Origin of the sequence: Pseudomonas macauensis (assembly GCF_047902425.1) — a bacterium.
In the GTDB taxonomy this organism is placed as follows: Bacteria; Pseudomonadota; Gammaproteobacteria; order Pseudomonadales; family Pseudomonadaceae; genus Pseudomonas.
The window spans coordinates 968,062-995,061 of the sequence record NZ_CP138377.1 but is presented as its reverse complement, the minus strand read 5'-3'; the positions used below and the strand labels follow the sequence as shown (position 1 = coordinate 995,061).

At 63.1% G+C, this 27,000-nt stretch carries 24 protein-coding genes and 3 tRNA genes; 10 read left to right on the top strand and 17 right to left on the bottom strand.

The genetic code is table 11. The annotated features are described in order from the left end of the window. Positions 1-7 precede the first annotated feature (7 nt). The 5 genes from pilB (at position 8) to yacG (ending at position 4,684) form a co-directional block, all read left to right on the top strand. Positions 8-1,711, top strand: coding sequence for a type IV-A pilus assembly ATPase PilB (gene pilB, locus SD196_RS04705; protein WP_343574931.1), 1,704 nt, complete (start codon positions 8-10; stop codon positions 1,709-1,711). A 3-nt stretch (positions 1,712-1,714) separates the two neighbouring features. Further along, positions 1,715-2,932, top strand: a complete 1,218-nt coding sequence (locus SD196_RS04700) for a type II secretion system F family protein (protein ID WP_343574933.1) — start codon at positions 1,715-1,717, stop codon at positions 2,930-2,932. A gap of 5 nt (positions 2,933-2,937) precedes the next feature. Further along, positions 2,938-3,810 carry an A24 family peptidase gene (locus tag SD196_RS04695; RefSeq protein ID WP_343574936.1) on the top strand — a complete coding sequence of 291 codons (873 nt, stop codon included), beginning with the start codon at positions 2,938-2,940 and terminating at the stop codon, positions 3,808-3,810. Between the two features lie 65 nt (positions 3,811-3,875). Next, positions 3,876-4,484 (top strand): dephospho-CoA kinase, encoded by a 609-nt coding sequence (gene coaE / locus SD196_RS04690; protein ID WP_343574939.1) that lies wholly within the window; start codon positions 3,876-3,878, stop codon positions 4,482-4,484. Beyond that, entirely contained in the window at positions 4,481-4,684 is a 204-nt protein-coding gene (gene yacG / locus SD196_RS04685) for a DNA gyrase inhibitor YacG (RefSeq protein ID WP_343574942.1), read from the top strand. The genes coaE and yacG overlap by 4 nt, the downstream gene beginning before the upstream one ends. A gap of 194 nt (positions 4,685-4,878) precedes the next feature. Here yacG and SD196_RS04680 read toward each other — a convergent pair whose 3' ends face one another. From SD196_RS04680 to SD196_RS04665, 4 genes are all read right to left on the bottom strand, one after another. After that, the gene (locus tag SD196_RS04680) at positions 4,879-5,094 is read right to left on the bottom strand and encodes a hypothetical protein (RefSeq protein ID WP_343574945.1); all 216 of its coding nucleotides are present in this window, start codon (positions 5,092-5,094) and stop codon (positions 4,879-4,881) included. Positions 5,095-5,200: 106 nt separating this feature from the next. After that, positions 5,201-5,890 carry an energy-coupling factor ABC transporter permease gene (locus tag SD196_RS04675; protein WP_416311098.1) on the bottom strand — a complete coding sequence of 230 codons (690 nt, stop codon included), beginning with the start codon at positions 5,888-5,890 and terminating at the stop codon, positions 5,201-5,203. Continuing rightward, positions 5,887-6,354 (bottom strand): FAD/FMN-containing dehydrogenase, encoded by a 468-nt coding sequence (locus SD196_RS04670; protein WP_343574950.1) that lies wholly within the window; start codon positions 6,352-6,354, stop codon positions 5,887-5,889. Before SD196_RS04670 ends, SD196_RS04675 begins: the two co-directional genes overlap by 4 nt. Positions 6,355-6,356: 2 nt before the next feature. After that, positions 6,357-6,773, bottom strand: coding sequence for a GNAT family N-acetyltransferase (locus tag SD196_RS04665; protein WP_343574953.1), 417 nt, complete (start codon positions 6,771-6,773; stop codon positions 6,357-6,359). Positions 6,774-6,878: 105 nt separating this feature from the next. Between SD196_RS04665 and SD196_RS04660 the strand changes: the two genes are divergently transcribed. The 3 genes from SD196_RS04660 to SD196_RS04650 all read left to right on the top strand — a co-directional run bounded on the left by SD196_RS04660 (position 6,879) and on the right by SD196_RS04650 (position 9,113). After that, positions 6,879-7,508: a DUF1780 domain-containing protein gene (locus SD196_RS04660; protein WP_343574954.1), complete on the top strand. Its 630-nt coding sequence runs from the start codon at positions 6,879-6,881 to the stop codon at positions 7,506-7,508. Between the two features lie 82 nt (positions 7,509-7,590). After that, positions 7,591-7,761: a DUF3094 domain-containing protein gene (locus SD196_RS04655; RefSeq protein WP_017516731.1), complete on the top strand. Its 171-nt coding sequence runs from the start codon at positions 7,591-7,593 to the stop codon at positions 7,759-7,761. Positions 7,762-7,814: 53 nt separating this feature from the next. Next, positions 7,815-9,113 carry an NAD(P)/FAD-dependent oxidoreductase gene (locus tag SD196_RS04650; RefSeq protein WP_343574957.1) on the top strand — a complete coding sequence of 433 codons (1,299 nt, stop codon included), beginning with the start codon at positions 7,815-7,817 and terminating at the stop codon, positions 9,111-9,113. 355 nt (positions 9,114-9,468) lie between these two features. Here the strand turns inward: SD196_RS04650 and cyoE are convergent, their stop codons facing one another. The 13 genes from cyoE to SD196_RS04585 form a co-directional block, all read right to left on the bottom strand. After that, positions 9,469-10,356, bottom strand: a complete 888-nt coding sequence (gene cyoE, locus SD196_RS04645; RefSeq protein WP_343574959.1) for a heme o synthase — start codon at positions 10,354-10,356, stop codon at positions 9,469-9,471. An 11-nt stretch (positions 10,357-10,367) separates the two neighbouring features. Then, entirely contained in the window at positions 10,368-10,730 is a 363-nt protein-coding gene (gene cyoD, locus SD196_RS04640; protein WP_343574961.1) for a cytochrome o ubiquinol oxidase subunit IV, read from the bottom strand. After that, positions 10,730-11,359 (bottom strand): cytochrome o ubiquinol oxidase subunit III, encoded by a 630-nt coding sequence (gene cyoC, locus SD196_RS04635; RefSeq protein WP_343574964.1) that lies wholly within the window; start codon positions 11,357-11,359, stop codon positions 10,730-10,732. Before cyoC ends, cyoD begins: the two co-directional genes overlap by 1 nt. Positions 11,360-11,362: 3 nt before the next feature. Then, positions 11,363-13,342, bottom strand: coding sequence for a cytochrome o ubiquinol oxidase subunit I (gene cyoB / locus SD196_RS04630; RefSeq protein ID WP_275610265.1), 1,980 nt, complete (start codon positions 13,340-13,342; stop codon positions 11,363-11,365). Between the two features lie 6 nt (positions 13,343-13,348). Beyond that, positions 13,349-14,335, bottom strand: a complete 987-nt coding sequence (gene cyoA / locus SD196_RS04625) for a ubiquinol oxidase subunit II (RefSeq protein ID WP_275610264.1) — start codon at positions 14,333-14,335, stop codon at positions 13,349-13,351. A gap of 925 nt (positions 14,336-15,260) precedes the next feature. Beyond that, positions 15,261-16,895: a TolC family protein gene (locus SD196_RS04620; protein WP_416311097.1), complete on the bottom strand. Its 1,635-nt coding sequence runs from the start codon at positions 16,893-16,895 to the stop codon at positions 15,261-15,263. Positions 16,896-16,900: 5 nt separating this feature from the next. Beyond that, complete coding sequence (locus SD196_RS04615) at positions 16,901-18,208, bottom strand: HlyD family type I secretion periplasmic adaptor subunit (RefSeq protein WP_331318201.1); 1,308 nt, start codon at positions 18,206-18,208, stop codon at positions 16,901-16,903. A gap of 7 nt (positions 18,209-18,215) precedes the next feature. After that, entirely contained in the window at positions 18,216-20,402 is a 2,187-nt protein-coding gene (locus SD196_RS04610) for a type I secretion system permease/ATPase (RefSeq protein ID WP_331318203.1), read from the bottom strand. Positions 20,403-20,623: 221 nt separating this feature from the next. Continuing rightward, positions 20,624-21,526 (bottom strand): OmpA family protein, encoded by a 903-nt coding sequence (locus SD196_RS04605; RefSeq protein ID WP_416311096.1) that lies wholly within the window; start codon positions 21,524-21,526, stop codon positions 20,624-20,626. Positions 21,527-21,616: 90 nt separating this feature from the next. Beyond that, positions 21,617-23,509: an Ig-like domain-containing protein gene (locus SD196_RS04600; protein WP_416311095.1), complete on the bottom strand. Its 1,893-nt coding sequence runs from the start codon at positions 23,507-23,509 to the stop codon at positions 21,617-21,619. A gap of 333 nt (positions 23,510-23,842) precedes the next feature. Further along, positions 23,843-23,918, bottom strand: a tRNA-Lys gene (locus SD196_RS04595). Between the two features lie 5 nt (positions 23,919-23,923). Beyond that, positions 23,924-24,000: transfer RNA gene (locus SD196_RS04590), tRNA-Pro, on the bottom strand. A gap of 9 nt (positions 24,001-24,009) precedes the next feature. Then, positions 24,010-24,085, bottom strand: a tRNA-Asn gene (locus SD196_RS04585). Between the two features lie 213 nt (positions 24,086-24,298). Between SD196_RS04585 and SD196_RS04580 the strand changes: the two genes are divergently transcribed. Beyond that, a complete protein-coding gene (locus tag SD196_RS04580; RefSeq protein WP_416311094.1) occupies positions 24,299-26,623 on the top strand; it encodes a DUF1631 domain-containing protein in 2,325 nt (774 codons plus the stop codon). Beyond that, a complete protein-coding gene (locus SD196_RS04575; protein ID WP_275610258.1) occupies positions 26,616-26,969 on the top strand; it encodes a PilZ domain-containing protein in 354 nt (117 codons plus the stop codon). Before SD196_RS04580 ends, SD196_RS04575 begins: the two co-directional genes overlap by 8 nt. Positions 26,970-27,000: the final 31 nt, after the last annotated feature.

Sequence of the window (27,000 nt, the reverse complement as noted above, 5' to 3'; positions counted from 1 at the left end):
GCAGCCCATGAACGATCAAGTCGTCCTGTCCGGTCTTGCCCGACAGTTGGTGCAATCCCAACTTCTCGACGAAAAAAGCGCCCAGCAGGCCCAGCAGCAGGCCCAGCGCAACAAGCTGTCGCTGGTGACCTACCTGGTACAGAACAAGCTGGTAAAAAGCCGCCCGCTGATGGAACTGGCCGCCGAGCAGTTCGGCGTCGCTTTTTGCGACTTGGGCAGCCTGGATAAGGAGAGCCTCCCCAAGGAGCTGGTCAGCGAGAAGCTTGTACGCCAGCACCGCGTCCTGCCCCTATGGCGCCGAGGCAACAAGCTTTTCGTCGGCCTGTCGGACCCAACCAACCACCAGGCGATCACCGACATCCAGTTCAGCACTGGCCTGACTACCGAAGCCATCCTGGTCGAAGATGACAGGCTTGGCGACGCCATCGAGAAGTTCTTCGAGAGCCCGACCGGCGGGCTGGATGATCTAGGCGATGTCGACCTGGAAGGCCTGGATATCGAGAACAGCAACGCCGAACGCAAGGAAGAAGCCATCGGCGGCGACGCCGACGATGCCCCAGTGGTGCGTTTCGTCAACAAGATGTTGCTTGATGCCATCAAGGGCGGCTCGTCCGATCTGCACTTCGAGCCCTATGAAAAGGTCTACCGGGTTCGCTTCCGTACCGACGGTATACTTCAGGAAGTGGCCAAGCCGCCGGTCCAGTTGGTCAGCCGTATCTCTGCGCGACTCAAGGTAATGGCCGGCCTGGACATCTCCGAGCGCCGCAAACCCCAGGACGGCCGCATCAAGATGCGTGTGTCCAAGACCAAGTCCATCGACTTCCGCGTCAACACCCTGCCCACGCTCTGGGGCGAAAAGATCGTGATGCGTATCCTCGACTCGGCCAGCGCGCAGATGGGCATCGACGCCCTGGGCTACGAGGAAGAGCAGAAGCAGCTGTATCTCAATGCGCTGAAACAACCGCAAGGCATGATCCTGGTGACCGGCCCCACCGGTTCGGGCAAGACGGTATCCCTCTATACCGGCCTGAACATCCTCAACACCCCCGACATCAACATCTCCACCGCGGAAGACCCGGTGGAGATCAACCTGGAAGGCGTCAACCAGGTCAACGTCAACCCGAAAACAGGTCTGGACTTCGCCCAGGCCCTGCGCGCCTTCCTGCGCCAGGATCCCGACGTGATCATGGTGGGGGAGATCCGCGACCTGGAAACCGCGGAAATCGCCATCAAGGCCGCGCAGACCGGGCACATGGTGATGTCCACCCTGCACACCAACAGCGCTGCGGAAACCCTGACCCGACTGCTGAACATGGGGGTTGCCTCGTTCAACCTCGCCACCTCGACTAACCTGATCATTGCCCAGCGCCTGGCACGCAAACTCTGCCCGTCCTGCAAGAAAGAACACGACGTACCACGCGAAACCCTGCTCCACGAAGGCTTCCCGGAGGATCGGGTTGGCTCGTTCAAGCTCTATGCACCGGTCGGCTGTGAAAACTGCAAGAACGGTTATAAGGGGCGTGTGGGTATTTATGAAGTGGTTAAAATCACGCCTGCGCTACAGCGGATTATCATGGAAGAAGGCAATTCCATTCAGATCGCCGAACAAGCCCGCAAAGAAGGCTTCAACGATCTGCGCACCTCGGGCCTGCTCAAAGCCATGCAGGGTATTACCAGCCTCGAGGAAATCAACCGCGTGACCAAGGATTAATCCATGGCGGAAAAAACATTGAAGACCAGTGTCTTTACCTGGGAAGGCACTGATCGCAAGGGCGGGAAGATCAAGGGGGAGCTCTCCGGGACCAGCATGGCGCTGGTCAAGGCCCAGTTGCGCAAGCAGGGCATCAACCCCCTCAAGGTGCGCAAGAAGGGCATTTCCCTGCTGGGCAAGGGCAAGAAGATCAAACCGATCGATATCGCCCTGTTCACCCGGCAGATGGCGACCATGATGGGTTCCGGCGTGCCGCTGCTGCAGTCCTTCGACATCATTGGCGAGGGTTTCGACAACCCCAACATGCGCAAACTGGTGGACGAAGTGAAACAGGAGGTTGCCGCCGGTAACAGCCTGGCCAACTCCCTGCGCAAGAAGCCCCTGTATTTCGACGACCTTTACTGCAACCTGGTGGACGCAGGCGAACAGGCCGGTGCACTGGAAACGCTGCTCGACCGCGTGGCGACCTACAAGGAGAAGACCGAATCGCTCAAGGCCAAGATCAAGAAGGCCATGACCTACCCCATCGCGGTCATCATCGTCGCCATCGTCGTTTCGGCCATTCTGCTGATCAAGGTAGTGCCTCAGTTCCAGCAGGTATTCGCCAACTTCGGAGCGGAACTCCCAGCGTTTACCCGCTTTGTCATTTCCATTTCGGAAGCGCTGCAGAATTGGTGGTTCATTTTTTTAATCGCCCTCTTCGTCATCGCCTTTGCATTTAGAGAGTTCCACCGGCGCTCGGAGAAGTTCCGGGACAGTGTTGATCGCACGGTGCTCAAGATCCCCGTCGTTGGCGATATTCTCTACAAGTCCTCCGTCGCCCGTTATGCCCGTACGCTCTCCACCACTTTCGCCGCCGGCGTTCCGCTGGTGGAAGCGCTGGACTCGGTGTCCGGCGCCACTGGCAACGTGGTATTTCGTAATGCGGTCAACCGGATCAAACAGGACGTCTCTTCCGGTACTCAACTGAACTTCTCCATGCGCACCACTGGAGTTTTCCCTAGCATGGCCATCCAGATGGCCGCTATCGGCGAAGAGTCCGGCTCGCTGGACTCCATGCTCGACAAGGTCGCCAGCTATTACGAGGAAGAGGTCGACAACGCCGTCGATAACCTGACCACGCTGATGGAGCCATTGATTATGGCCGTTCTCGGCACTTTGGTCGGCGGCCTGATCGTCGCCATGTACCTGCCGATCTTCCAACTGGGCAACGTCGTATAAGCCACATGCCAGTCCTCAACTTCCTGGCCAGCACCCCGCTGGCCTTTGTTTTATGTGTGCTCGTGCTCGGCTTGTTGGTCGGCAGCTTCCTCAACGTGGTCATTCACCGCCTGCCACGGATGATGGAGCATGACTGGCAGCGTGAAGCCCGCCTGGCGCTGGACCTGCCGGAAGGCGAGCCGCAGCCCACCTACAACCTGATTCTCCCGAACTCCCAGTGCCCGCACTGCGGCCACGAGATCAAGGCCTGGGAGAACATTCCCGTGGTGAGCTTCCTGGCGCTGGGCGGCAAGTGCTCGTCCTGCAAGACGCCCATCAGCAAGCGTTACCCGCTGATCGAGCTGGCTTGCGGCGCGCTCTCGGCCTTCATCGCCTGGCACTACGGCTTCGGTTGGCAGGCCGGCGCCATGCTGCTGCTCGGCTGGGGCCTGCTGGCGATGAGCATGATTGATGTCGATCATCAGTTGCTGCCGGATGCGCTGGTGCTGCCGCTGCTCTGGCTGGGGCTGATCGTCAATTACTTCGGGCTGTTCACCAATCTGGGCGACGCACTCTGGGGTGCGGTGTTCGGCTACCTGAGCCTGTGGTCGGTGTATTGGCTGTTCAAGCTGCTCACCGGCAAGGAAGGCATGGGCTACGGCGACTTCAAGCTGCTGGCGATGCTCGGCGCCTGGGGCGGCTGGCAGGTGCTGCCGCTGACCATCCTGCTGTCGTCTCTGGTGGGCGCGGTGCTGGGCATCATTACCTTGCGCCTGCGCAAGGCCGAAACCAGTACGCCGATCCCCTTCGGCCCCTATCTGGCCATTGCCGGCTGGATTGCGCTGCTCTGGGGTGATCAAATAACCGCGACCTATCTGCAGTTCGCCGGTTTCCACTAGCCTTCCCTCGCGCCGAGTCCGTTCGGCGCGTTCTGACGGTCGCTGGGCCGGCAAGAAGGAGAGCCATGAAACCCTGGATTCTGGGCCTGACCGGCGGTATCGGCAGCGGCAAGAGCGCCGCCGCCGAGCACTTTGCCACGCTGGGCGTACACATGGTGGACGCCGATCATGCCGCGCGCTGGGTGGTCGAACCCGGCCGCCCTGCCCTGGCCAAGATCGTCGACCGCTTCGGTGATGCGGTGCTGCTGCCGGACGGCCAGCTCAATCGCGCCGCCCTGCGCGAACGTATTTTCACGTCGGAGGAAGAGCGGCGCTGGCTGGAGCAATTGCTGCACCCGCTGATCGGCGAGGAAATCGCCGCGAACCTGGCGCGCGCCGAATCACCCTACGCCATCCTGGTCTCGCCGCTCTTGGTGGAGTCCGGGCAGCACCGCATGACCCAACGCGTGCTGGTGGTGGACACCCCGGAACACCTGCAACTGGAACGCACCATGCGTCGGGACAAGGTGTCCGAAGAACAGGTCCGCGCGATCCTCAAGGCTCAGGCCGTGCGCGAAGACCGACTCAAGCACGCGCACGACGTGCTGCTCAACGACGGCGACCTCGCGCACCTGCACCAGCAGGTCGAGCGCCTGCATCAGTTCTATCTCGGCCTGCGTGGAGGACAACCATGAGCCAACCTATGACCGTGGAATGCCCAACCTGCGGTGCCCCCGTGGATTGGAGCACGAAGAGCGAGTTCCGCCCCTTCTGCTCGCACCGCTGCAAGCTGATCGACCTCGGCGCCTGGGCTGCCGAGGAGCACGCCATTCCGGGCGACAACCTGGAAGACGAGCTGTTCTCCGGCGAGCTGGAAAAGCCGCGCGGACATTGAGCCCCCATGAAAAGGCCCGCATCAGCGGGCCTTTTCGTTTCCGCGCCCAGCACAATATGAATTGCCAGTTTTTGATCTTGTAGGAGCGAGCTTGCTCGCGAACCGCCCGAGCGCCGAAGCCACCGGAAAAGCGTTCGCGAGCAAGCTCGCTCCTACAAGGAAAGCAAAAAGCCCGCATCTGCGGGCTTTTTCGTTCAGGGACGCATGAAGGCGTAGTCCCTCTCCTCGTCCAGATTGTCAGCAAGGAAATGCAGTTCGTGCCCCAGGTCCTCTTCGGTTCGAACCTGCGCGTTAGCCCGCACCACCGCACTGAGCAGCGCACGCACTACCCGTTGCGGGTCCTGCCCCGCCGCCTCCGCCTCGATCAGCAGTTCCTGAAGTCGCTGCTCTGCCCAGCTATGAATGCTCATCGGCCACCTCCTCGCGAATGGGGGCCAAGCTTCCCCGATCGCAGGACGTTTCCGAACTGACCTGGATCAACCGACGGCGGCGATGCCCCTCGTCGATGGCCGAACATCAGCGCGACTCATCGTCATCCTTCCAGGGCGCCTGCAGGTAGCGCGTGCGATTGAAGGTCTCCAGCCAGTCCGGATAGAAGACCACCAGCCCGGTGACGATGGTGCCGTTGATGAAGGCTTCCGGGAACATGATCAGCCAGAGGTAGCCGATGAAGTCCTCGATCCACGGCGGCATGGGGAACAGGCCATCCATCCACAGCAACCCCAGGCCGAGCATCAGGCTGCACAGGGCTGCCAGCGCGGCGGGGAAGAACCCCGAGCAGAAGATGTAGACGAACAGGTTCCGCGGCTGCCGGCGCTCGACGAAGATGGCTGCAAGCTCGGTGATCAGCACCGGGATCAGCACCAGCAGGATGCCGTTGATGCCGATGGCGGCCCAGTCCTGCCGATCGATCACGCACAGGCCGATCTGCGCCACCAGCCCGACGATGATCGCCAGGGGCCAGTCCAGCAGCAGGGTCACGGCGGTCATGCCGATGAAGTGGAAGGACACCCCGGAGGCGAAGTCCCGGCGCACCAGCCACAGCAGGAACAGCCCGAGCATGGTGCCGAACACCAGGTGCTGGCGGCGGAAGTCGCTGATCAGCTCCAGCCAGGGCGCGCGCCAGGCGGCCCAGGTCAGGACGGGCAGGTAGATAGCCCAGCCCAGCTCCAGGGTTTCTTGAGACAGCAGTTGTGCGGCAATCACGGCGTGCCACGCTCCAAGGCCTGGCGCAGCGCCTCGGCATTATCGAAGCGGCGAGTGCCGACCACCCTGCCCTGCTCCACCCTCAACCAGGTCACTCCTTCTGGCTGGGCGGCAAAGCGGTTGGCGATGCGCGCGTCGCGATCGAGCAGCACGCGGTAGCTGTAGTTGCGCATGGCGGGTACGGCGAACATCGACGAGATCGGCCCGGGCATACGGCTGATGTCGGCGACGAACACCGCATGCCGGGCTTCGAGATAGTCGGCGGGGCGGCCTTCGAGAGCGGACTTGACCAGCTTGCTGCCGGTCATGTCACGGGCGATCAGTACCACCCGCAGTTCGGAGCTGGCCGTGTAGGGCTTGTCGAACTGGTCCAGCAGGGTCCAGCCGCTCGCTGGTCCCGCGTCCTGCGCCAGCACGGTGCCCGACAACAACAGGAACAGCAGTCCACTCAGCAGTCGTTTCACACTCAACCTCCCACGGAGAAAACCTGTAGATCCTCGCGCCGCCCCCAGCCCGCCTGGGCCTCCCAGAAGGCAAGGGCCTCGGGCGCATCCCTGAGCACGAAGACGTGGGACTTGCCGATCCCTTCGCGTGCCAGACGGGCCAGCGACTCATCGAGCAGTGCCCGCGCCAGCCCGCGTCCGCGAAAGGCCTCGTCCACCACCAGATGCTGCAGATAGCCCCGGCGTCCGTCGTGGCCGGCCAGCAGGCTGCCGATCACCTGGCCGCCCTCCTCCAGCACCAGGCTCAAGCCGGGGTTGCGCCGCAGGTAGGCGGCAAAGGGCTCGTAGTCATCGTCGCGGCGCAACTGGATGCCCGGCGTGCGCTCCCACAGGGCGCGCAGGGTGGCGTGATCGTCGGGAACGGCGGAGCGAAGCAGCATCGCGACCTCGGTGTCATGGCTCGCGACAGTCTACACCGGGCGTCCATCCCGCCGCCCCATCGATTCAGCAACGCCTCTGCGATACACAGCAACTATGCTGAAGGCATGAATGAGTCCGACTACCTGCGCCTGCTGACCCGCCAGGCGGAACAAGCCAACGACTTCCTCTCCAACGGCCGCAAGTGGGAGCGGGAGTGCTGGGCCTGCCAGCGCCTGCTGCAAGCCCTGAAGGTTCCCTATCGCCAGGAAGACTTCATCGCGCCGACACAGCAGCCGCCGGACGTGCTGTTTCGCGATGCCAGCTTCGAGGTGTTCTTCGTGCTCGACCAGGGCCGCCGGCTCAACGAGGAATGGCGCGAGGAGCTGCTGCGCCGGCGCATGGCGCAGAGCATCAACCAGTTGATCCGCCGCGAGCAGCGCCCACGGCGGATTCCCTGCGCGGACCTGCAGGCCCGCCTGGCGCCGACCCTGCGTAAGAAAGCGCACAACTACAGCGAACGTGGCATCGATCTGCGCGATCTGGACCTGCTCGCCTTCGTCAGCCTCAAGCGTGAGACGGCGGACTTCAACACCCCTTTTCCGCCGCCCACGGAATACCTGCGCCAGGGCTGGCGTTCGCTGTCGATCGTCGGCCCCACCTTCGCCCGCGTGCTGTTCGCCCATACCGACGCACCGGATTTTCTGCGCGGCAGCCTCGGCCGCACCGTGCTGTTCGACATGGGCGTGGGCCTTTGAGGCACACCCGCTCGCCCCTTTGTGCATTGAGGGGCCGCCCGAGCCCTACTAGAATGCTCGGCATTACAAACGGAGGCCGCCCATGCCCAGTCGCTTGAGCCCCGAAGACCAGCAGAAGGTCGATCAGTACCTCAGCTCCCCCGTCCACCAGGTCCAGCGCGCACCCTTCAAGCCCTGGCTGATGATGGGGGCCTTGCTTGCAGTGGTCATCGCCCTGGGTTTGCTGAGCCGCCTCCTGGCCTACCTTGCGTGAGCGCCGTGCCGCCACGGGCCGATACAGGATTCCCTAAGCTATGAGAATGCAACATGTCCCATCGTATCGTGATCGTCGGCGGCGGCGCCGGCGGGCTGGAGCTCGCGACCCGTCTCGGCCGCACCCTGGGTAAAAAGGGCAAGGCGCGCATTACGCTCGTCGACGCCAACCTCACCCATATCTGGAAACCCCTGCTGCACGAAGTCGCCGCCGGCTCGCTCAACTCCTCGGAGGATGAGCTGAACTATGTCGCCCAGGCGAAATGGAACCACTTCGAATTCCAGCTCGGCCGTCTCACCGGCCTGGACCGTGCCGGCAAGCGCATCCAGCTCGCCGCCACGCTCGATGAGCAAGGCGCGGAGTTGGTGCCGGCGCGCAGCCTGGAGTACGACAGCCTGGTCCTGGCCATCGGCAGCACCACCAATGACTTCGGTACCGCGGGCGCCGCGGATCACTGCATCTTCCTGGATACCCGCGAGCAGGCCGAGCGCTTCCACAAGCTGCTGCTGACCCACTACCTGCGCGCCCACGCCGGGCAGGACAAGGACGACCAGATCAGCGTCGCCATCGTTGGCGCCGGCGCCACCGGGGTCGAGCTGTCCGCCGAGCTGCACCACGCCGCGCAGGAACTGGCGGCCTACGGTCTGACCGGCATCCAGCCGCAGAACATGCGCATCACCCTGATTGAGGCCGGTCCGCGCGTGCTGCCGGCGCTGCCCGAACGGATCAGCCGCCCGGTGCACCAGACGCTGGAAAAGCTCGGCGTGCGCGTGCTCACCGGCTCGGCGGTGCAGGAAGTGACGGCCGAAGGCCTGCGCACTGCGGTGGGCGAGTTCATTCCGGCGAGCCTGAAGGTCTGGGCGGCAGGCATCCGCGCGCCGAGCCTGCTCAAGGAGATCGACGGCCTGGAGACCAATCGCATCAACCAGCTGGTGGTTCGCCCTACGCTGCAGACGACCCGCGATGACAACATCTTCGCCTTCGGCGATTGCGCCGCCTGCCCGATGGGCGATGGCAGCGAACGCACCGTACCACCGCGCGCCCAGGCGGCGCACCAGCAGGCTTCGCTGTTGGCCAAGGGGCTGATCGCACGTCTGGAAGGCAAGCCATTGCCGGAGTACCGCTACACCGACTACGGCTCGTTGATCTCGCTGTCGCGCTTCAGCGCGGTGGGCAACCTGATGGGTAACCTGATGGGCAGCGTGAAGCTGGAAGGCTGGCTGGCGCGGATGTTCTACGTGTCGCTGTACCGCATGCACCAGATGGCGCTGTACGGGCCGTTCCGCACCGCGCTGCTGATGATCGCGGATCGCATCGGGCGTAGTACCGAGCCGCGGTTGAAGCTGCATTGATCGAACAGTGAGCGCGGACGGAGCCCGCACAAGGAAATCCCGCGCAAGGCTCAACCCTCTCCCCCGCCCTCTCCCTGAAGGGAGAGGGAGCTAACCATGCCGGCTGATACAATGGTTTCATCCTGCACCTAACAGTCCCCTCTCCCTTCAGGGAGAGGGTTAGGGAGAGGGAAAACCGCGGGCACGCACTGACCGTCGCTCCTAGCGCGCCCGCCTGCGAACGCTCTCTCCGACAGCTCCAGGCACCGGGCGGTTCGCGAGCAAGCTCGCTCCTACACAAAGCCGCATCGCCGATGAATACCAGGCACAAAAAAGCCGCCCCAAAGGGCGGCTTTTTCGTTGCAGCGAAACAGCCTTACAGCGCCGCCAGCATCGACTGGGCCGGGATGGCCTGGAAGTCGATGGACATCATCAGGCTCAGCACGCTGATCGCGATGATGGAGAAGGCGAACAGCTGGCGGGCCCAGCGGCGGTCGTCTTCGGCACTGAAGCCTTTCACCGCGATGAACAGCCACCAGGCGCTGACGGCCAGCGCCACCACCAGGTAACCGTAGCCGGCGAAGCCAGTCACGGTCAGCAGCAGGGTCGCCAGGCCGAAAGCCAGCACGTAGTAGAGGATCTGCTTCTTGGTCGCTTCGATGCCCCGCTCCACCGGCAGCACGGGAATCCCGGCGGCACGGTAGTCGTTGAGGCGGAAGATCGCGATGGCGTAGCTGTGCGGCATCTGCCAGAGGCAGAAGATCAGCAGCAGTACCGCCGCGCCCATGTCGAAGTGACCGCTGGCGGCGCAGTAGCCCACCACCGGCGGCATGGCTCCGGAGAGACTGCCCACCAGCGTGCCGTAGACCGAGCTGCGCTTGAGCCAGAGGCTGTAGAGCACGACGTAGACGAAGAAGCCGAACGCGGCCAGCAGAGTCGCCTGCACGTTGGTCTTCCACGCCAGCAGGCCGAAGCCCGCCACACCGAGCACCACGCCATGGGCCAGGGCGGCCGTGAGCGAGATCTGCCCGGTCACGGTGACACGGCTGCGGGTACGCTCCATGAAGCGATCGATGTCGCGGTCGATGCAGTTGTTGAACACGCAACCGCTGGCAACGACCAGGGACAGGCCGATCACGGTGGCCAGCAGCAGCATCGGGTCAACGCTGCCGCGGGCGGCGAGGAAGTATCCCCCCGCCACCGCGATCAGGTTGCCGAAGATGATGCCCGGCTTGGCCACCAGGAGATAACGCTTGAATTTCACGGCATCGGCCCTCAGGGCATCGGCATCATCAGGGCGTCGGCGGTGTAGATGATCCACAGCGACAGACCGACCACCAGCAGGATGATGATGACGGTGAAGATGAACGCCATGACGTTCCAGCGGCCTTCCGAGGACATGTTCATGTGCAGGAAGCACACGAGGTGCACCACGACCTGAACCAGGCCCAGGATGACCATGGTGAGGATGGTGGCGTGACGGGAGAAGCCGCCATCCATGACCATGTAGAACGGAATCGCGGTCAGGATCACCGAGAGCACGAAGCCGATGGCGTAGGCCTTCAGGCTGCCGTGACCGGCGCCGTGGCTGTCGTGGCCGGCACCATGGTGGTCGTGGTGATGTGCAGCAGCAGTCATTACAGGGCCCCCATCAGGTAGACGACGGTGAAGACGCAGATCCAGACGATGTCCAGGAAGTGCCAGAACAGGCTCAGGCACATCATGCGGGTGTTGTTCTGCGCGGTCAGACCACGGGTGGCGATCTGCGCCATCAGCACCAGCATCCACAGCAGGCCGGCCGAAACGTGCAGACCGTGCATGCCGACCAGGGTGAAGAAGGACGACAGGAAGGCGCTGCGGCTCGGGCCGAAGCCTTCGACGATCAGGTGGTGGAACTCGTTGATCTCCATGCCGATGAACGCGGCACCGCAGAGGAAGGTCACGCCCAGCCAGGCGATGGCCTTGCCCTTGGCACCCTTGTGCGCGGCCAGCATGGCCAGGCCGTAGGTGCAGGAGGAGATCAGCAGGATCGCGGTTTCGACGGCCACGTAGGGCAGTTCGAAGATGTCCTTGCCGCTCGGGCCGCCGGCCGTGTGGTTGACCAGCACGGCGTAGGTAGCGAAGACGCTCGCGAACAGGATGCAGTCGGTCATCAGGTACAGCCAGAAGCCGAATACCGTCATGCCGCCGCTGTCGTGGGCGTGGTCATGGTCGTGCGCCGCTTCGTGCGTATCGACCAGGTGTTTGTTCAGTACTGCCGTCGACATGGCTTATACCTGCGCAGTAGCGAGTTTCTGGAAATGAGCGTTTTCGATGCGCTCGATCTCATCCGGCTGGACGTAGTAGTCCAGGTCGGTGACGTAGCTGCGGACGATGACCGAAGCGATCATGCCGACGAAGCCGACACCCACCAGCCACCAGATGTGCCAGATGGCAGCGAAGCCGAAGATGAAGGCGAACAGCGCGATGGAGAAACCAGCGGCGGTGTTCTTCGGCATGTGGATCGGGGCGTAGGCCGGCAGCTTGCGGTACGCGGTACCGGTCTGCTTCATGTCGTGGAACGCGTCCACGTCGTTGACGTGCGGCAGCTCGGCGAAGTTGTAGTACGGCGGCGGCGAGGAAGTGGACCACTCCAGGGTACGGCCGCCCCACGGGTCGCCGGTCACGTCGGCCAGTGCTTTGCGGTTCTTGATCGATACCAGCAGCTGGATCAGTTGGCAGGCGATACCGAAGAAGATCAGCACGGCGCCGAAGAAGGCCACCACCAGGTACGGCTTCCACATCGGGTTGTCGTAGTGGTTCAGGCGACGGGTCATGCCCATGAAGCCGAGGATGTACAGCGGCATGAAGGCCATGTAGAAGCCGACCAGCCAGCACCAGAAGGAACGCTTGCCCCACTTCTCGTCCAGGGTGAAGCCGAAGGCTTTCGGGAACCAGAAGACGAAGCCGGCCAGGTAGCCGAACACCGCGCCACCGATGATGGTGTTGTGGAAGTGAGCGATCAGGAACAGGCTGTTGTGCAGCAGGTAGTCAGCGCCCGGGATGGCCAGCAGTACGCCGGTCATGCCACCGATGGTGAAGGTGACGATGAAGCCCAGGGTCCACAGGATCGGGGTATTGAAGCGCAGGCGGCCACGGTAGATGGTGAACAGCCAGTTGAACAGTTTCACCCCGGTCGGGATGGAGATCAGCATGGTCGCAACGCCGAAGAAGCCGTTGACGTCGCCGCCCGAACCCATGGTGAAGAAGTGGTGCAGCCACACGGTGAAGCCGAGGAAGGTGATCGCGGCGCTCGCCCACACCATCGAGGTGTAGCCGAACATGCGCTTGCCGGCGAAGGTCGCGGTGACCTCGGAGAAGATACCGAACGCCGGCAGGATCAGGATGTACACCTCAGGATGGCCCCAGGCCCAGAAGAGGTTGATGTACATCATGGCGTTGCCGCCCAGCTCGTTGGTGAAGAAGTGCATGTCGAAGTAGCGGTCCAGCGACAGCAGGCCCAGGGCCGCGGTCAGGATCGGGAACGACGCAACGATCAGGATGTTGGCGAAGGTGCAGGTCCAGGTGAAGATCGGCATCTGCATCAGCTTCATGCCGGGGGTACGCATCTTGAACACGGTCACCAGGAAGTTGATACCCGTGAGCAAGGTACCCATGCCCGATATCTGTAGCGCCCAGATGTAGTAATCCACACCCACGCCCGGGCTGTAGGCCAGCTCGGACAGCGGCGGGTAGGCGACCCAGCCGGTACGGGCGAATTCGCCCAGGCCCAGGGAGACGTTCACCAGCATGGCGCTGACGACCAGCAGCCAGAAGCTCAGGGAGTTCAGGAACGGGAACGCCACGTCGCGCGCGCCGATCTGCAGCGGCACGGCCAGGTTCATCAGGCCGGTCATGAAGGGCATGGCCATGAAGATGATCATGATCACGCCGTGAGCGGTGAAGATCTGGTCGTAGTGTTCCGGCGGCAGGTAACCGTGGTTGGCGCCTTCAGCCAGCGCAAGCTGGCCGCGCATCATGATGGCGTCGGCGAAGCCGCGCAGCAGCATGATCAGGGCGACGATGATGTACATCACGCCGATCTTCTTGTGGTCGATGGACGTCAGCCACTCGGTCCACAGGTAGGTCCACTTGCGGTAGTAGGTGATCGCGCCGAACACGCCCAGGCCCAGCAGGGCGACGACGGCCAGCGTGATGACGATGATCGGCTCGTGATACGGCACGGCCGACAGTGTCAGTTTCCCGAACATCTGTGCTTACTCCTGGCTCGGATTCATTTGCATGCCCGGCATGTTGCTCATGTCGTGGCCCGCCATGGCGGTCTCGTCATGGGCAGCGTCGCCGTGCTCGCCGTTGGCCTGCTCTTCTTTGAGCTTGTGGGCCTTGGCCATCTCGTGGCCGGCGTGTTCCCACTTGTTCAGCACGCTGGAGAACAGCTCGGGGCTGACGGTGGAGAAGTAGGTCGCGGGGACGTTCTCGGTCGGCTTCACCAGTTCCGGGTACTGATCCAGGTTCAGGGTCTGCTGCGAGGACTTGACCTTTGCGACCCATTCCTGGAAGCCCTGCTCGGAGGTGGAGATGGCCTTGAACTTCATACCCGAGAAGCCGCCGCCGCTGTAGTTCGCGGAGATGCCGTCGAACACGCCTTCTTCGTTGGCGATCAGGTGCAGCTTGGTCATCATCCCGGCCATGGAGTAGATCTGGCTACCCAGCTGCGGGATGAAGAAGGAGTTCATCACCGAATCCGAGGTGATCTGGAAGTTCACCGGGGTGTCTTTCGGGAAGGCGATTTCGTTGACGGTGGCGATACCCTGTTCCGGGTAGATGAACAGCCACTTCCAGTCCAGCGAGATGGCCTGGATGGTCACCGGCTTGACCTCGGAGTCCAGCGGACGGTAGGGGTCCAGCTTGTGGGTGCTCTCCCAGGTGATCCAGCCAAGCACGGCGATGATCAGGCAGGGAACCAGCCACACCACCAGCTCGATCTTGGTCGAGTGGGACCAGTCCGGCATGTAGGTGGCCTTGGTGTTCGAAGCCCGGTATTTCCAGGCGAACGCGAAGGTCATCAGGATGACCGGCACCACCACGATCAGCATCAGCAGGGTTGCCGTGATGATCAGGGACTTCTCGTCGGCGCCGACCTGCCCTTTCGGGTCGAACAGCGCCATGTTGCAACCACCGAGCATCAGCATCGGCAGCCACGCAAGTCTCTTCAAAATTCCTGTGTACTGCTCTTTTTTCATCTTGCGGCCTTAGTGGATGAAAATCGCTTCACCGCCCATGAGCCTTCGCCACGCACTGCACGAGGACCCGTTACCCGCGACTTTTCCAAGCCGCCTGCCAGGGCTGTCATGGATTCACGAACGCGGCCGCAAGGATTCCAGGCAAAGGGAGATCGCCCGGTCTTCGCGATGCGAAACCGATTTCGTCAGCTGATTCGTTCCGTGAGTATTCAGCGTGTGGTGTCTGGACTGGCGGCTCGTTAGAACGCGCGCGTCGCACACCGGATGCACGAGCGGATTGCCCGACTCGTCTTATGACAGGAGCCCACCGATGGCAGCCCCCTGTTGTTATGCCGCTGCACCGAAGGGTGAACACTGGCCATGATCTGCGTCAGTGCGACTCAGCGATTTGGGGGTAGGAAATGGACGGCGGGTATTACAAAGCATTTCAGAAATGCCTTTCAAGGCCTCGGCCTTTCATTTTTAACAAGATATTTTCTCAACGCGGGAAACAGTGGCGGCCTGAATCGCTCAGAAAATGAGCAATTCACGCAAGCTGGGAAAGGGTATTACCTGCCTGCCAAAGGCCGGTCCGCGGGTGCCACGAAATTGTGTCAGATCCATGAAAAACGCGGCTTTCAAAGCCATTGCGAGGAAAGCGAACCCGGCTTGTGAAACACTTGGCAAAGACCTTGCCATGATGGCGATCAAGAACCTTCGCGAAAGTCGTCGAAGCACTGCGCACACCCTGCGACACATCGACGCACAGCGACATTTGCAAGGGACAAACTGCTTCAAGTTGTGACGATCGTACCCGGCGATCCGCTCCTCGGCATGCCCGTCCCGCACAGCAGGAACGAGTTGAACTTCCACGACCACCGAAGCGGGCATGCCAGGAAAAAGTGGGTGAACCGGGCGGGACGGTCCTTACATGAACCGCCCGCGATCAGTGGCTAGACGGCACATTGCCCGGCGCCAGCCAGGCCATCAGGCCACTGGTTTCCGCGCGGATGCGCAGGTCGGCAGCCTTGGCGCTGTAGTAGGTATCGGACGCGGCGATCTGGTGCGTGTAGTACTCGTTCTCAGCAATCAGTACATCCAGCAATGTGCGCTTGCCCAGGTGATACCACTGGTCATAGAACATCTTGCGCACCCGGTCGGACTCCGTCAGCAGCGCCTTGTAGTCATCAGCGCGCGCCGCCGACAGGTCACGCTGCTCGACCAGATTGCGGATGCGGTACTCCGACTCGCGACGGGTCACCTCCATCTTCTCCTCGGCCGCGCTCGCCCGTGCATAGGCCGCGCGCTGCGCCGCCGACGCCGAACCACCGGAGAACGCCTGCCACTCCACGGCAAGGCCGGTCGACCAGGGCTCGTTGTTGTCGAGCATGCTGTTGCCGGTGCTGCGCCCTACCACCCAGTTCAGCTTGGGCATGCGCGACGACTTCACCGACTCGGCATTGGCCAGCGCCGCCTCCTTTTCCCAACGCGCCTGTCGCAACACGGGCTGCTCCGGCAGCAGCTCCAGCGCCTGGTCCAACGGCATTGGCGACCAATCCCACTTCACACCCGCCGGCACGGTCACCTCCTCGCCCACCAGCTTGGCCAAGGTCATTCTGGTTTCCTGCAGCTTGGACTGCACCATGTCGCGGGCGGTTTCCGCCTGCAGCAGACGTGAACGTGCCTGCACCACCTCGCTGCCGCGGCCGGGATCCACGACGGCAATCTTCGACAGCATGTCCACCAGTTCACGCATGCGCGCCACATAACGATCGCTGATCTCCAGCGCATCCTGCTGATGGGCCAGCTCTACCACCGCCGAGGCGGTGTTGTAGGCAACCGTCACCTGCGCCTGGCCCTTCGCCTCTTCCTGGGCATTCGCGGTATTGCTGCGGCTGTCGATGGTGTGGCGGATCGCCCCGAAGTCATAGACCGGCGTCACCATCTGCACCGTCGTGCTGCCATCGTTGCCGTAGTCGCTCCTGCTGGACTGCAGCGTCTTCGAGCTGGCGCTGATCTGCACCTGCGGCCAGCGCTCGCCCTTGGCCTCATCCACATCGCCCTTGGCGGCCAGCCAGTTGGCGTCGGCCTGCTTCATCTCCGGGCTGATGCGCAGCGCGGTATTTACCATCTCGCGGAGATAGGCGAGCGAGGCTTCCGCCTGGCCCATATCCGAGGCCGACGCCGTTCCCCCGTTGCCATACAGGGTGCCGGTACCGATGCCCACCGGCAGGCTCAGGTCCAGTGCGAGCTTCGGGGCGGTCGGACGTGCTTCAGGGGCCTTGGCCGGTGTTGTCTCGGTATCAGCGATGGCTGCTGGCTCGGCGGCGGCAGTCTTTGCGAGCGGAGCCGACTCCGGGGCTGCCGGTGCTGCGACGGGCATCGCCTGAGAGGCATCGGACTCCACCGCAGCTCGCTCCTTGGGCGTGGAGTAGAAGCTCAGCGCTCCGCTGTAGTCATCCGACGATGCCGCATCGGCCCCCGCGATGGATGCCAGTGAAGCCAGCGTGGCGGCGAGCGCCGAGCGGCCGAACCGGGATCGAGTACGAGGGTTCTTCGAGGTCTGTTCAGGGCGTTTCATTTTCATCATCTCTCGCGGAAGGCCTCACGCGCCTTCAGCGCGGGCTTGAGTAGGTAATCCAGGATGGTTTTTTCTCCGGTCCGGATTTCCGCGGTCGCGGTCATGCCGGGGATGATCGGGAAGCGCTTGTCGCCTTTGCTCAGCTCGGCTTCGTCGGTGCGGATCAGCACCCGGTAGAAGGAGGTATCCGGACGGCCCTGACGGGCCATCTCGTCGTCCTTGATGGTGTCGGGGCTGATGAGCTCGACCTTGCCGGTGAGGCCGCCGTAAATCGCGAAGTCGTAGGCGGAAATCTTCACCGTGGCGGGCAGGCCGGGGCGCAGGAAAGCCACGTCGGCCGGACGGATCTTGGCCTCCACCAGCAGGCGATCCTCCAGCGGAACGATCTCCATGATGTCCTGGCCCTGCTGGATCACACCGCCGATGGTGGTGACGCGGACGTTCTTCACGATGCCCTTGAGCGGCGCCGTGAGCGTGGTGCGTTTCATCACGTCCTCACGCCCTGCCGCGTTTTCCACGGACTGGGCGAGCTCGCTCTCAACCCGGGTCAGTTCGGCGTTTGCCTCGGAGCGGTACTTGTTGCGACGCTCGCTGATCTGCAGGTTGAACTCGTTGGCCTGGCGGCGCATGCGCAGGATCTCCACGTCCGAGATCAGGCCCTGCCTGGACAGCCGCTCCGAGACAGTCAACTCGCCCTGGGCCAGAGACAGGCTCTTCTGCAAACCGGCAATGCCATCGTCCAACGCATGCTTGCGGGCGTTGTAGGCTTGTGTCTCCGCCTCCACGATCGAAGGCACGGCCATCACATCCGGCGGGAACACCAGGGGTTGGCCGTAGGCCTCCGAGCGCAGGCGCGCCAACTGGCCCTTGAGCGCCAGCGCCTTGGACTGCGCCTCGCGGTAGCTTGCGCTGGCCCGGGTCGGGTCGATCTTCAGCAGGACCTGCCCGGCCTCCACCACATCGCCCTCGCGGACATTCATCTGCTCGAGAATGCCGCCCTCCAGGCTCTGGATGACCTGCTCGCGGCTGGAGGGGATCACCTTGCCCTCGCCACGGGTGATCTCCTCCACCCGGGCGAAGTACGCCCACAGGATGAGCCCGCTGAACACCGACGCGATCAGCAGCAGCACCACGGTGCTCGCCGTGGTCTTCTGCTCGATCAGTGCAGCCTGCAAGTCCGAGACATAAGCAATATCGTTGTCGCGCAGCCGTGCGACTTCCTTTGCGTAAGGCGTGACGTCCATCGTCGCCACGGCCTTCTCGGACTGCGCGACAACCGGCACCGCTGCCGATCTGTTTTGGCTATTCGTCATGATCCGCTCACCAGGTCGCGGCCGGAGCCTTGTCCGGCGCAGTGCTGTTGTTGGCCTGCAGGGCGCGCAGCACTTCATCCTTCGGGCCGTCGGCAACGATCTGGCCGGCGTTCATGACGATCAGGCGGTCGACCTGCACCAGCACCGAGAAGCGGTGCGTCACCACCACCACGGTGCAGCCCTGGGTGGCCGCCTCCAGGCGTTGCAGGAACAGGCGTTCGGTCTGCATGTCCATGCCACTGGTGGGCTCGTCCAACAGCAGCACCTGCGGGCGCAGCAACAGGGCGCGCGCCAGGGCGACCAGTTGCCGCTGTCCGCCGGAGAGCGCCTGGCCCATCTCGCCCACCGGGCGGTCGAAGCCCAGGGGATGGCTGGCCACCACGGCGTCCAGTCCAGTCAGGCGCACCACATGGAGGATTTCCTCGCTGCTCGCCGATGGATTGCCAATCAGCAGGTTGTCGCGCAGCGAACCGAAGAACAGCCGCGCGTCCTGGCCAACGAACCCCACCGTGGAATTCCAGTCCGCCGGGTCGATCTGCTCGGCATCGATGCCGTTGATCAGCAGTTGGCCTTCCACCGGCTGGTACAGGCGAGCCATGACGCGCAGCAGGGTCGACTTGCCGCTGCCGATGTTGCCGACGATGGCGACGCGCTCGCCGTGCCGGATGCTCAGGTCGATGTTGTTCAGCACCGTGGGTCGTGGCTGCATCGGCGGGGCCGGGTAGGAGAACTTCAGCTTGCGCAGCGACAGCGTCGCGTTCTTCGGCGCCTCCAGGTAGCGGCGGTTGTTGTCACGTACGGTGGGGATTTCCATCAGCTGGTTCAGGGAGTTCAGCGCGGTCTTCGCCTGCTGGTAACGCACGGCCAGACCCACCGCGCTGGCCAGCGGGGCAAGCGCCCGGCCACTGAGCAGCACCATGCCGACCAGCACGCCCAGGGTCATGTCACCGTCGCCGATGCGGTAGACGCCCCACAGGACAAGGATCACCGTGGTCATCTGGGTGATCAGCGAGACTGCGTTGGCAGCCATGTTCGACAGGGACTTGGACTTGATCGTCGAAGCGGCCAATTGCGCGCTGAAGTCTTCCCAGCGCCGCAGCATGCTGCCTTCGGCATGGGCCGCCTTGAGGGTCTCGACACCTTCGATCGCCTCAATCAGCAGACCGTGCTTCTGCGAGGCCTCCCGCAGGTTCTCTTTCATGAAGCGCGACAGCGGCAGCTGGAGGTAGGCGCACACCCCGAGCAGGACGATCATCGAGCCCAGCGGCACCAGCGCCAGCGGCCCGCCGATCACGAACAGTACGAAGACGAACAGCAGGCAGAACGGCAGGTCCGCCAGGGTGGCGAGCGATGCCGACGTGATGAAATCACGCACCGACTCGAACTCACGGAACTGGTTAGCGAAGGAACCCGCTGACGGCGGCTTGTACTCCAGCCGTGCTTCCAGCAACTGGCGGAATAGCTTCGTCCCCAGGATCAGGTCGGCCTTCTTGCCGGCGGTATCGATCAGGTAAGCACGCACCTGGCGAGAGGTGAACTCGAACCCGATCGCCAGAACCACACCGGCGGCCAGAGACCACAGGGTGACGTACGCCTGGTTGGGCACGACCCGGTCATAGACGTTCATGATGAAGAAAGTGCTGGCCAGCGCCAGGATGTTGATCAGCACCGTCGCCAGCGCACTGCTGTAGTAGTAGCGGCGATAGTTCCAGAGGGTGGAAAACAGCCAGTGGCCCTTGCCCTCCCCGCGCGGAATCTCGGTGCGCGCATCCGCTGCCGGCTTGGGCCGTACCAGCAGCGCATAGCCCAGGTAGTGTTCCTGCAGCGTCTCGGCACTGAGGGTGATGGTGCTACCACCGGCTTCGGGAACGATCAGCTCGAACTGCTCACCGCGGCGGGCCACCAGGATGCGCGCCTCGCCATTGCGGAACAGCAGCATCAGCGGAAAAAGATAGGACGACAGCTCTGCGGGGCGACGCTTCACCCAGCCGGCGCCGATGCCGGCCTGCTCGAGCATGCGCACCACCAGGCTCGGTTTCAGGCGTTGGTCGCGCGGCAGACCGGCATGCAGAGACGCAAGACTCGTCGGCCGCTTGAAGTGCGCACAGAACCAGCGCACGGCGGCCAGCAGGCTGTCACTTTCGGAGGCAACGCCCAGATCGACTGCTGCGTCGGGCGTCAGGGAAGGACTCATGGGCACACCTTCACGAGTAAAGGGAAAAGCTGTGCGCATGGTAGAAATGCGCCGTTTCCGGCGGCATCGGAAAACCCTGATTGGGCTGACGTACCTTTCCCTCACCTGCTTAGTCGTATTGCACGGCCCGCAGAGAAACAGAGAGCTGAAAGAAACACCCCATCAGGGCCGCGCAGCGATACGCGCCCCGATGGGAAGCAGAGCAGGACAGCTAGAGGCTGCTACTTGCCGGCAACCCCCTGGATGACCAGCTCCACGCGGCGGTTCGGCGCGTTACAGGCGATGAGTTCCTTGCGCGAACCGCTATCGCACTGCACCACCGGTTCGTCGCTGCCACGGGCGGAAACCTCAACCAGATTGCTGGCAAGGCCCTGCTCCAGCAGCACGCGGCGGATGGTTTCGGCGCGCTGACGCGACAGTTTCACGTTGGTCTGCGAGCTGCCGATCGGGTCGGCGTGCCCCACCACATCGATACCTTTGATGCTATCGCGCAGTTGCTGAATCTGCTCTACCACCTCACGCAGGACGTCATGGCCTTCCGGGGTCAGGTCGTCGTAGCCGCCCTTGGCGAATTGGAACAGCATGTCGCTGCGCAGGCTCAGTTTGCTCTGCGTCTCGGTCTTGCAGGGCACCACGGAACTGGCGCGGCTGACCAACTGGATCTGGCGGTGCAGGCCTTCGAGGCTCTGCTCGGCATCCTTGCCGGTATGCACGATGGGGGTGCTCTGGTTAGGACCGACAGGCGCTTCGAGGACATAGGTCTGCCCACCGTCGAGCCTGGCGTAACTCTGCGGGTTGCGCTTGCCGGTATACCCCGGCGCATCGCCGATGTAGGACTCCAGCGAGTGCTCACCCGCCGGGGTGCAGAACACGGTGTAGCCGCCCGGCATCAAGGCGCTATGCAATTGGCCGTCGATGTAGACGTGGGCTGCGTCCTTGCCGCCATCCTTGCCACGGAACATCACGATCTGGGCCTGCTGGGGTACGACGGAGCCCACTTTCTGGTAAATCTCGCCGTAGATCTTCGGGTTGGGCTCGAACGCCAGGCTCAGGGGGGAGTGGAAACCAGCGATCACCGCCAGGGTCGCCAGGGTCGCGGACAGTTGGCGTCTGTGCTTCGGCACACCAATTCCGGTCATAGTCGATTTCATGTTCAAAACTCTCTGGCTGGCTCCGCCGACAGGGACGAAGCGCAGGGATTCGGGACAGGGGCGTTAGACGATGCTGCTGGCGACGGCCTGCTTGATCAGGGCCTCGGCGTCCAGCTGGCTGTGGCCTTGGAAGATCGAACTGCCGAGCGTGGTGGTGCCTGTGTCCTGCCAGGTAGCCGAGCCGTGGTCGGGGTGGCCATTCAGGGCATCGCCGTCCACCGTTACCTTGGACTCGCTACCCTTCTGGAACAGGTCGCTCTCCCCCTGACTCAGCACGTCGTTGAGGGAGACGGTGAGTGCTTTGTCGCCGGCAAAGTCGGGCTTCTCGATCCTGACCTGACCGTTGTCTGCGGATAGCCCCCGCAGATCCGGGCCCTGGTTGGCGCCAGCCAGTTCCAGCGTATCGAGGCCAGAACCAGCGAAGATGTGAGTCGAGTCGTGGGCAGCGTATGCAGGGGGCTCTGTGGGCATCGAGAGGGCATCGCCACCCGCCGCCGGCGTGACCGAGGCAGGATTGCTGGTGACGTACGAGGAGACCTGATCACCAGTGACCTCGATACGGCCGGCAGTGTTGCCGGTCGACTCATAGGAGAACGACTGGATGACGTAGGCCCCGACCGGGGTGCTCATCGAGCCTGTATCCAGCAGGCTGGCGTTGCTGCCGTAGCCCTCTGCTACTGCACTGGCGACCGGGGTGCTGTCCTGCCCGGTCCCGCCACCGATCTGGTGGATGATGTCGCCCGGCGCGGCGTCGCTAACGGCGATCACCGGGGCGCTGTCGTTGGGGGCGACGTCGCTGGTCACATCACCGCCCTTCGGCGTGGTCGAGGCCGGGGTTTCGATAGTGATGGGAAGAAGGGTCGTCTCGCTCTGGTTGCCCGCCGGATCGGTGGCAATGAGGGAGATTTCGTTGTTGCCCGCGGGCAGCACCTGGGTCGGGGCCAATGACCAGTCGCCATTCTCGTCGGCCTTGGCATGGATCACCTCACCCGTCGAGAAGGTAACGGCCACGTCGACACCCGGCTCGGCCTTGCCATCGATCGTCGGTGTCTGGTTGCTGGTGACGTCGTCGCCCTTGACATCGCTGCCCGAGGCAGGAGCAAGCCAGGCCTCTGGAGCGGCAGGAGCGACAGTGTCAACGACGAGATCGATCACCTTGAGCGGGGCGCTGGGCTTCTCGCCGGGGAGCTCCTGGGTGACATCGATGTTGTGCAGGCCGTCGGCCAGTTCTGCGGTATAGGACCAGACGCCATCCGGCGACACGGTGGTGGAAGCGATTTCCTGGCCATTGTCGATGATGTGGATGATTGCCCCCGGTACGCCATTGCCGGAGAGGGCCGGATGCGCATCGTCAGTGACATCGCCGTTGGACAGCTGGCCCTGGATCGGGCCGACACCGTCGGTAGCGACGGAATTGCTCGGCGCAGGACTGGTCGCGGTGTGGTGATGACCGTCATCGTTGTTGTGATGGATGATGGCTGCGGCAGCGGCGCCTACGCCAGCCAGGCCAAGCAGCCAGGGCCACATGACGAAGCCCGCCGCCTCCTCGAAGGTGGACGCCAGGTAAGGGCTGCCGTCCGCCAGGGAGTCGCCGCCCAGGCTAATGGGGGCGGACTCACCATCGGCCACCAGCAGGTGACCGTCGAAGCCTTCGCCATCGGTACGCACATACGCATACAACTGACGATCTTCGGCAACCCCGTAGAGCTGGCCATCCATGCCGTCAGCGAAGAAGTTCTGGATGGTCAGATCAGGTTTTTCGCTGCCCTCGAAGGTGATCTGCAGGTCATCACCTTCGCGCTTGACGGTGACGTTCTCGGGAGCGATATCGTTGTTTTCTACCTGGAGAAGGTACTTGGTACCTTCATGTGCCTTGATCTTTCCACCGGCCTTGACTGCAACCTTCCTGGCTGCATTCTCAGAGACGGCGACAAGACCGATAGTTTCCACTGCCATTTAAACCCACCTCGGGAGGGACACATTTCGAGGTGAAAAGCTTAAGTTTCCGCCACCAGCGAGAAGATCGGAACACTCCGACAAGGCGGGCTGATTTTCTGATTATCGTTATCAGGTGCTTGCGAAATCACACCATACGAGATGGGACGGCGGGCTCGCGATGATGTCGGACAGAGGCCTTGGACAGCCGAGTGTCCACACAGGCACTGGCAGGATGGCGAAAGAGGATCGCTGGACAGCGCAAACAAGAAAGCCCACCTATGAGGTGGGCTTTCTTGGTGAAGCGGCTGTTGATTCCGCTTCCAGCGCCTGACGATACAGGCGCCTTGAATATGGTGGGTCGTGTAGGATTCGAACCTACGACCAATTGGTTAAAAGCCAACTGCTCTACCGACTGAGCTAACGACCCATATTTGGTCGGGGTAGAGAGATTCGAACTCCCGACATCCTGCTCCCAAAGCAGGCGCGCTACCGGACTGCGCTATACCCCGCTTGGAAGTTGGCTCCGCGACCTGGACTCGAACCAGGGACCCAATGATTAACAGTCATTTGCTCTACCGACTGAGCTATCGCGGAACGACGAGCCTTCCAATCTCTTCTACTTTCTTCCGGCTTCACCGGATTCCCGTATCAGAGGCGCGCCATTTTACGTATATCGAAACGGCTGTCAACACTCTGATCCAAAAAGTTTTTCTCTTCTTTGCATGGGAGCAGGCGGATTGCTATATCTGCATGAATAACCGATGTGATCTCCACGGGTGTAACGGGCCGATCACGGACAGGAAGAGCATGAGCACCAAGGACACCCCTCCGCCCTCATCGATCGCCAGTCGCGTCATCCAGCCGCGGTTCGGCGAGCTGATGCAAGCCTGTCGGCAAATGGCGATGAACCGCCTGGCCGAGCTGCTCGGTAATGTCTTTTCCCAAATCGACGACACACTGTTCGAATGCGCCGAGAAGGCCGAGAACAATCAGGTACAGGCGCTGTTCTTCGACGCCATGCGCCAGGTTCGCAAGGAGCGGCCGGCCCTGGAGCGCTTCTATCACCAACGCATCGCCCAGGGCCTGAACGACTTCCTCGAAGGCACGCTGCCTGCCGACGACCCTTATGACCAGTTGGATGCGGATCGGCTGACGCTGATCGAACACGACGAATACGAAGAGACCCTGCTCATCATCAATATGGTGAATCAGGTGAAGGCGCAGTGCGTCCAGTCGCTGTTCACGCTCGGCCAGCGCCTGGCATTGCTGAACAACGGCAGCAGGATCGGCGAGGACCGCAATCCCTTCGGCCCCCAGGCCATCGCCCGGGCCTATGGCGAAACGCTGGCACAGGCCGCCTTTCCCCTGCGCGTCAAAACCATCCTTTATGTACTGTTCGATCAGCAGGTGATGCAGCACCTGGCGCCGCTCTACGATCAGTTGAACCAGCGCCTGATCGACGCCGGCATCCTGCCGAACCTCAGGTACCGGGTGCCCGATAAGCCCCCACCCCCGGCGCCGCGCCCTGCCCCGCCCGAGCCGAGCAGCGCTGCGCCCGACACTGCACCGGCACCGCCCTTGCAGCCCCACCATTACGACGTCGCTGACCTGCCGGACCTCCCGCCAGCCGATCGTAACGCGCTGTTCGGTGGATTGGCGGTCCTGCTGGCCGAGTTCCGCCGGCGCGGCGCCAAGGCCACGCTGTTCGGCAACAGCCACAGCATCGTCAGCTTCGGCCCCTCCGCCGAAGCAGCCACCACCACCTACAGCGCCAGCGAGTTGCTCGAAGCGCTGAACCGCCTGCAGCGCGAGTCGGCCCAGGAAATGGCTCAGCGCCTGCGCCAGCCACAGCCGGTGGACGCCCTGAAGGCCGATCTGCAGCGCGAGCTGGAGGCCGGTGCAGAACAACCCGGCAATACCCGCCTGACCGATCAGGAAGCCGACGTCATCGATCTGGTGGGGATGGTCTTCGACTTCATCCTCGACGACGAAAACCTGCCCGACAGCTGCAAGACCACCCTCTCCCACCTGCACACGCCGTATCTGAAGGTCGCCCTGCAGGACAAGCAACTGTTCACCCAGCACCACCACCCGGCGCGCAAGCTGCTCAATGCCATGGCCCAGGCCGGCGTGATCTATGGCGGCGAGGATGAGGAGCGCAGCCTGCTGGCTAAGATGCACTGGGTGGTGGAGCGGGTGATCCAGGACTTCGTCGGCGACCTCGACCTGTTCGATGCGCTGCTCGGCGAGTTCAATGAGTTTGTCGCCAACCTGCGACAGAAGGTGGAGCTGCGCGAACGCCGCGCCATGGAAGCGGCACGCGGCCGCGATCGCCTGCTGGCCGCCCGCGAGCAGGCGCTGGAAGCCATTGCCGCAATCACCGGCGGCCGCGACCTGCCGCCGCTGGTACGCAACTTCCTGGAACAGAGCTGGTGCGATGCGCTGACCTTCATTTCACTGCGTGCCGGCGAACACAGCGACGAGTGGAAGCGCGCCTGCGAAGTGGGCGAGCAACTGGCCTGGAGCGTCACCCCGCTGGACGAGGCGGGACGCGAGCACCTGCAGGCGCTGCGGCTGGGCCTGCTGGACGAGCTGCAAAAGGGTTTGGAGCTGCTCGGCGGCTACCATGAGGATGGCATCCGCCGCCTGCTGCAGGATCTGGTCGCCTGCCAGCACGCGATCCAGGCGCAGCAGCCGCAGGTCGCGGCCCAGTTCAGGCAGGAACTGCCCGAAAGCCCGCTGGGGGTCATGCTCGGCGCGGAAGGCCAGAGCCTCGACCGCAATACCGGCGAGCCCCTGTCAGAGCGTGCACGTGGACTGCTCAAGGAATTGGCGCAGGTGGAGTTCGGTACCTGGTTCGAATTCAACGATGTCACACCGGCTCGTCGACTCAAGCTGTCGTGGTTCAGCCCGACTACCCGCAACTACATGTTCGTCGATCACACCGGCCAACGCGTCGCAGTCAAACCCTTGGTACAGCTGGCACGGGACATGGACGCAGGCAAAGTTCGCCTGGCCCCCACGGACCATGTCACTCCCCTGATGGATCGCGCGCTGAATATGGCCTATCGGGTCCTGCAACGTATCACCGGGCGCTCCCCGGGACAGAACCGAGGAACACTCGATGAGTGAACGTCGCCAGCACCATCGGCACCAGACCGGGCTGACCGTAGAGGTCTTCGACCGCCACTCCGGGCGCAGCCTCGGACGCCTCGCCGACCTCTCCAGCGAGGGCTTCATGCTCTGCGGCGTGGACGTGCCGAACGTCGACTCGGTCTGGGACTGCCGCCTGATCCCACGGCCGCCGCTGGATGGCATCGGGGAGATCCAGCTGGGCGCCGACTGCCTGTGGAGCCGCGGGGGCTCCGACGGCCAGTTGGGCTGGGCGGGCTTCCATATCATCGACCTCGCCGAGGATCAGGCCCTGATATTGGAGCGCCTGCTCAGCCTGCTGGCGGAGTCGCGCGAGGACCGCTGAGCCGGCGCTGAAAGGTTCGCGAGCAAGTTCG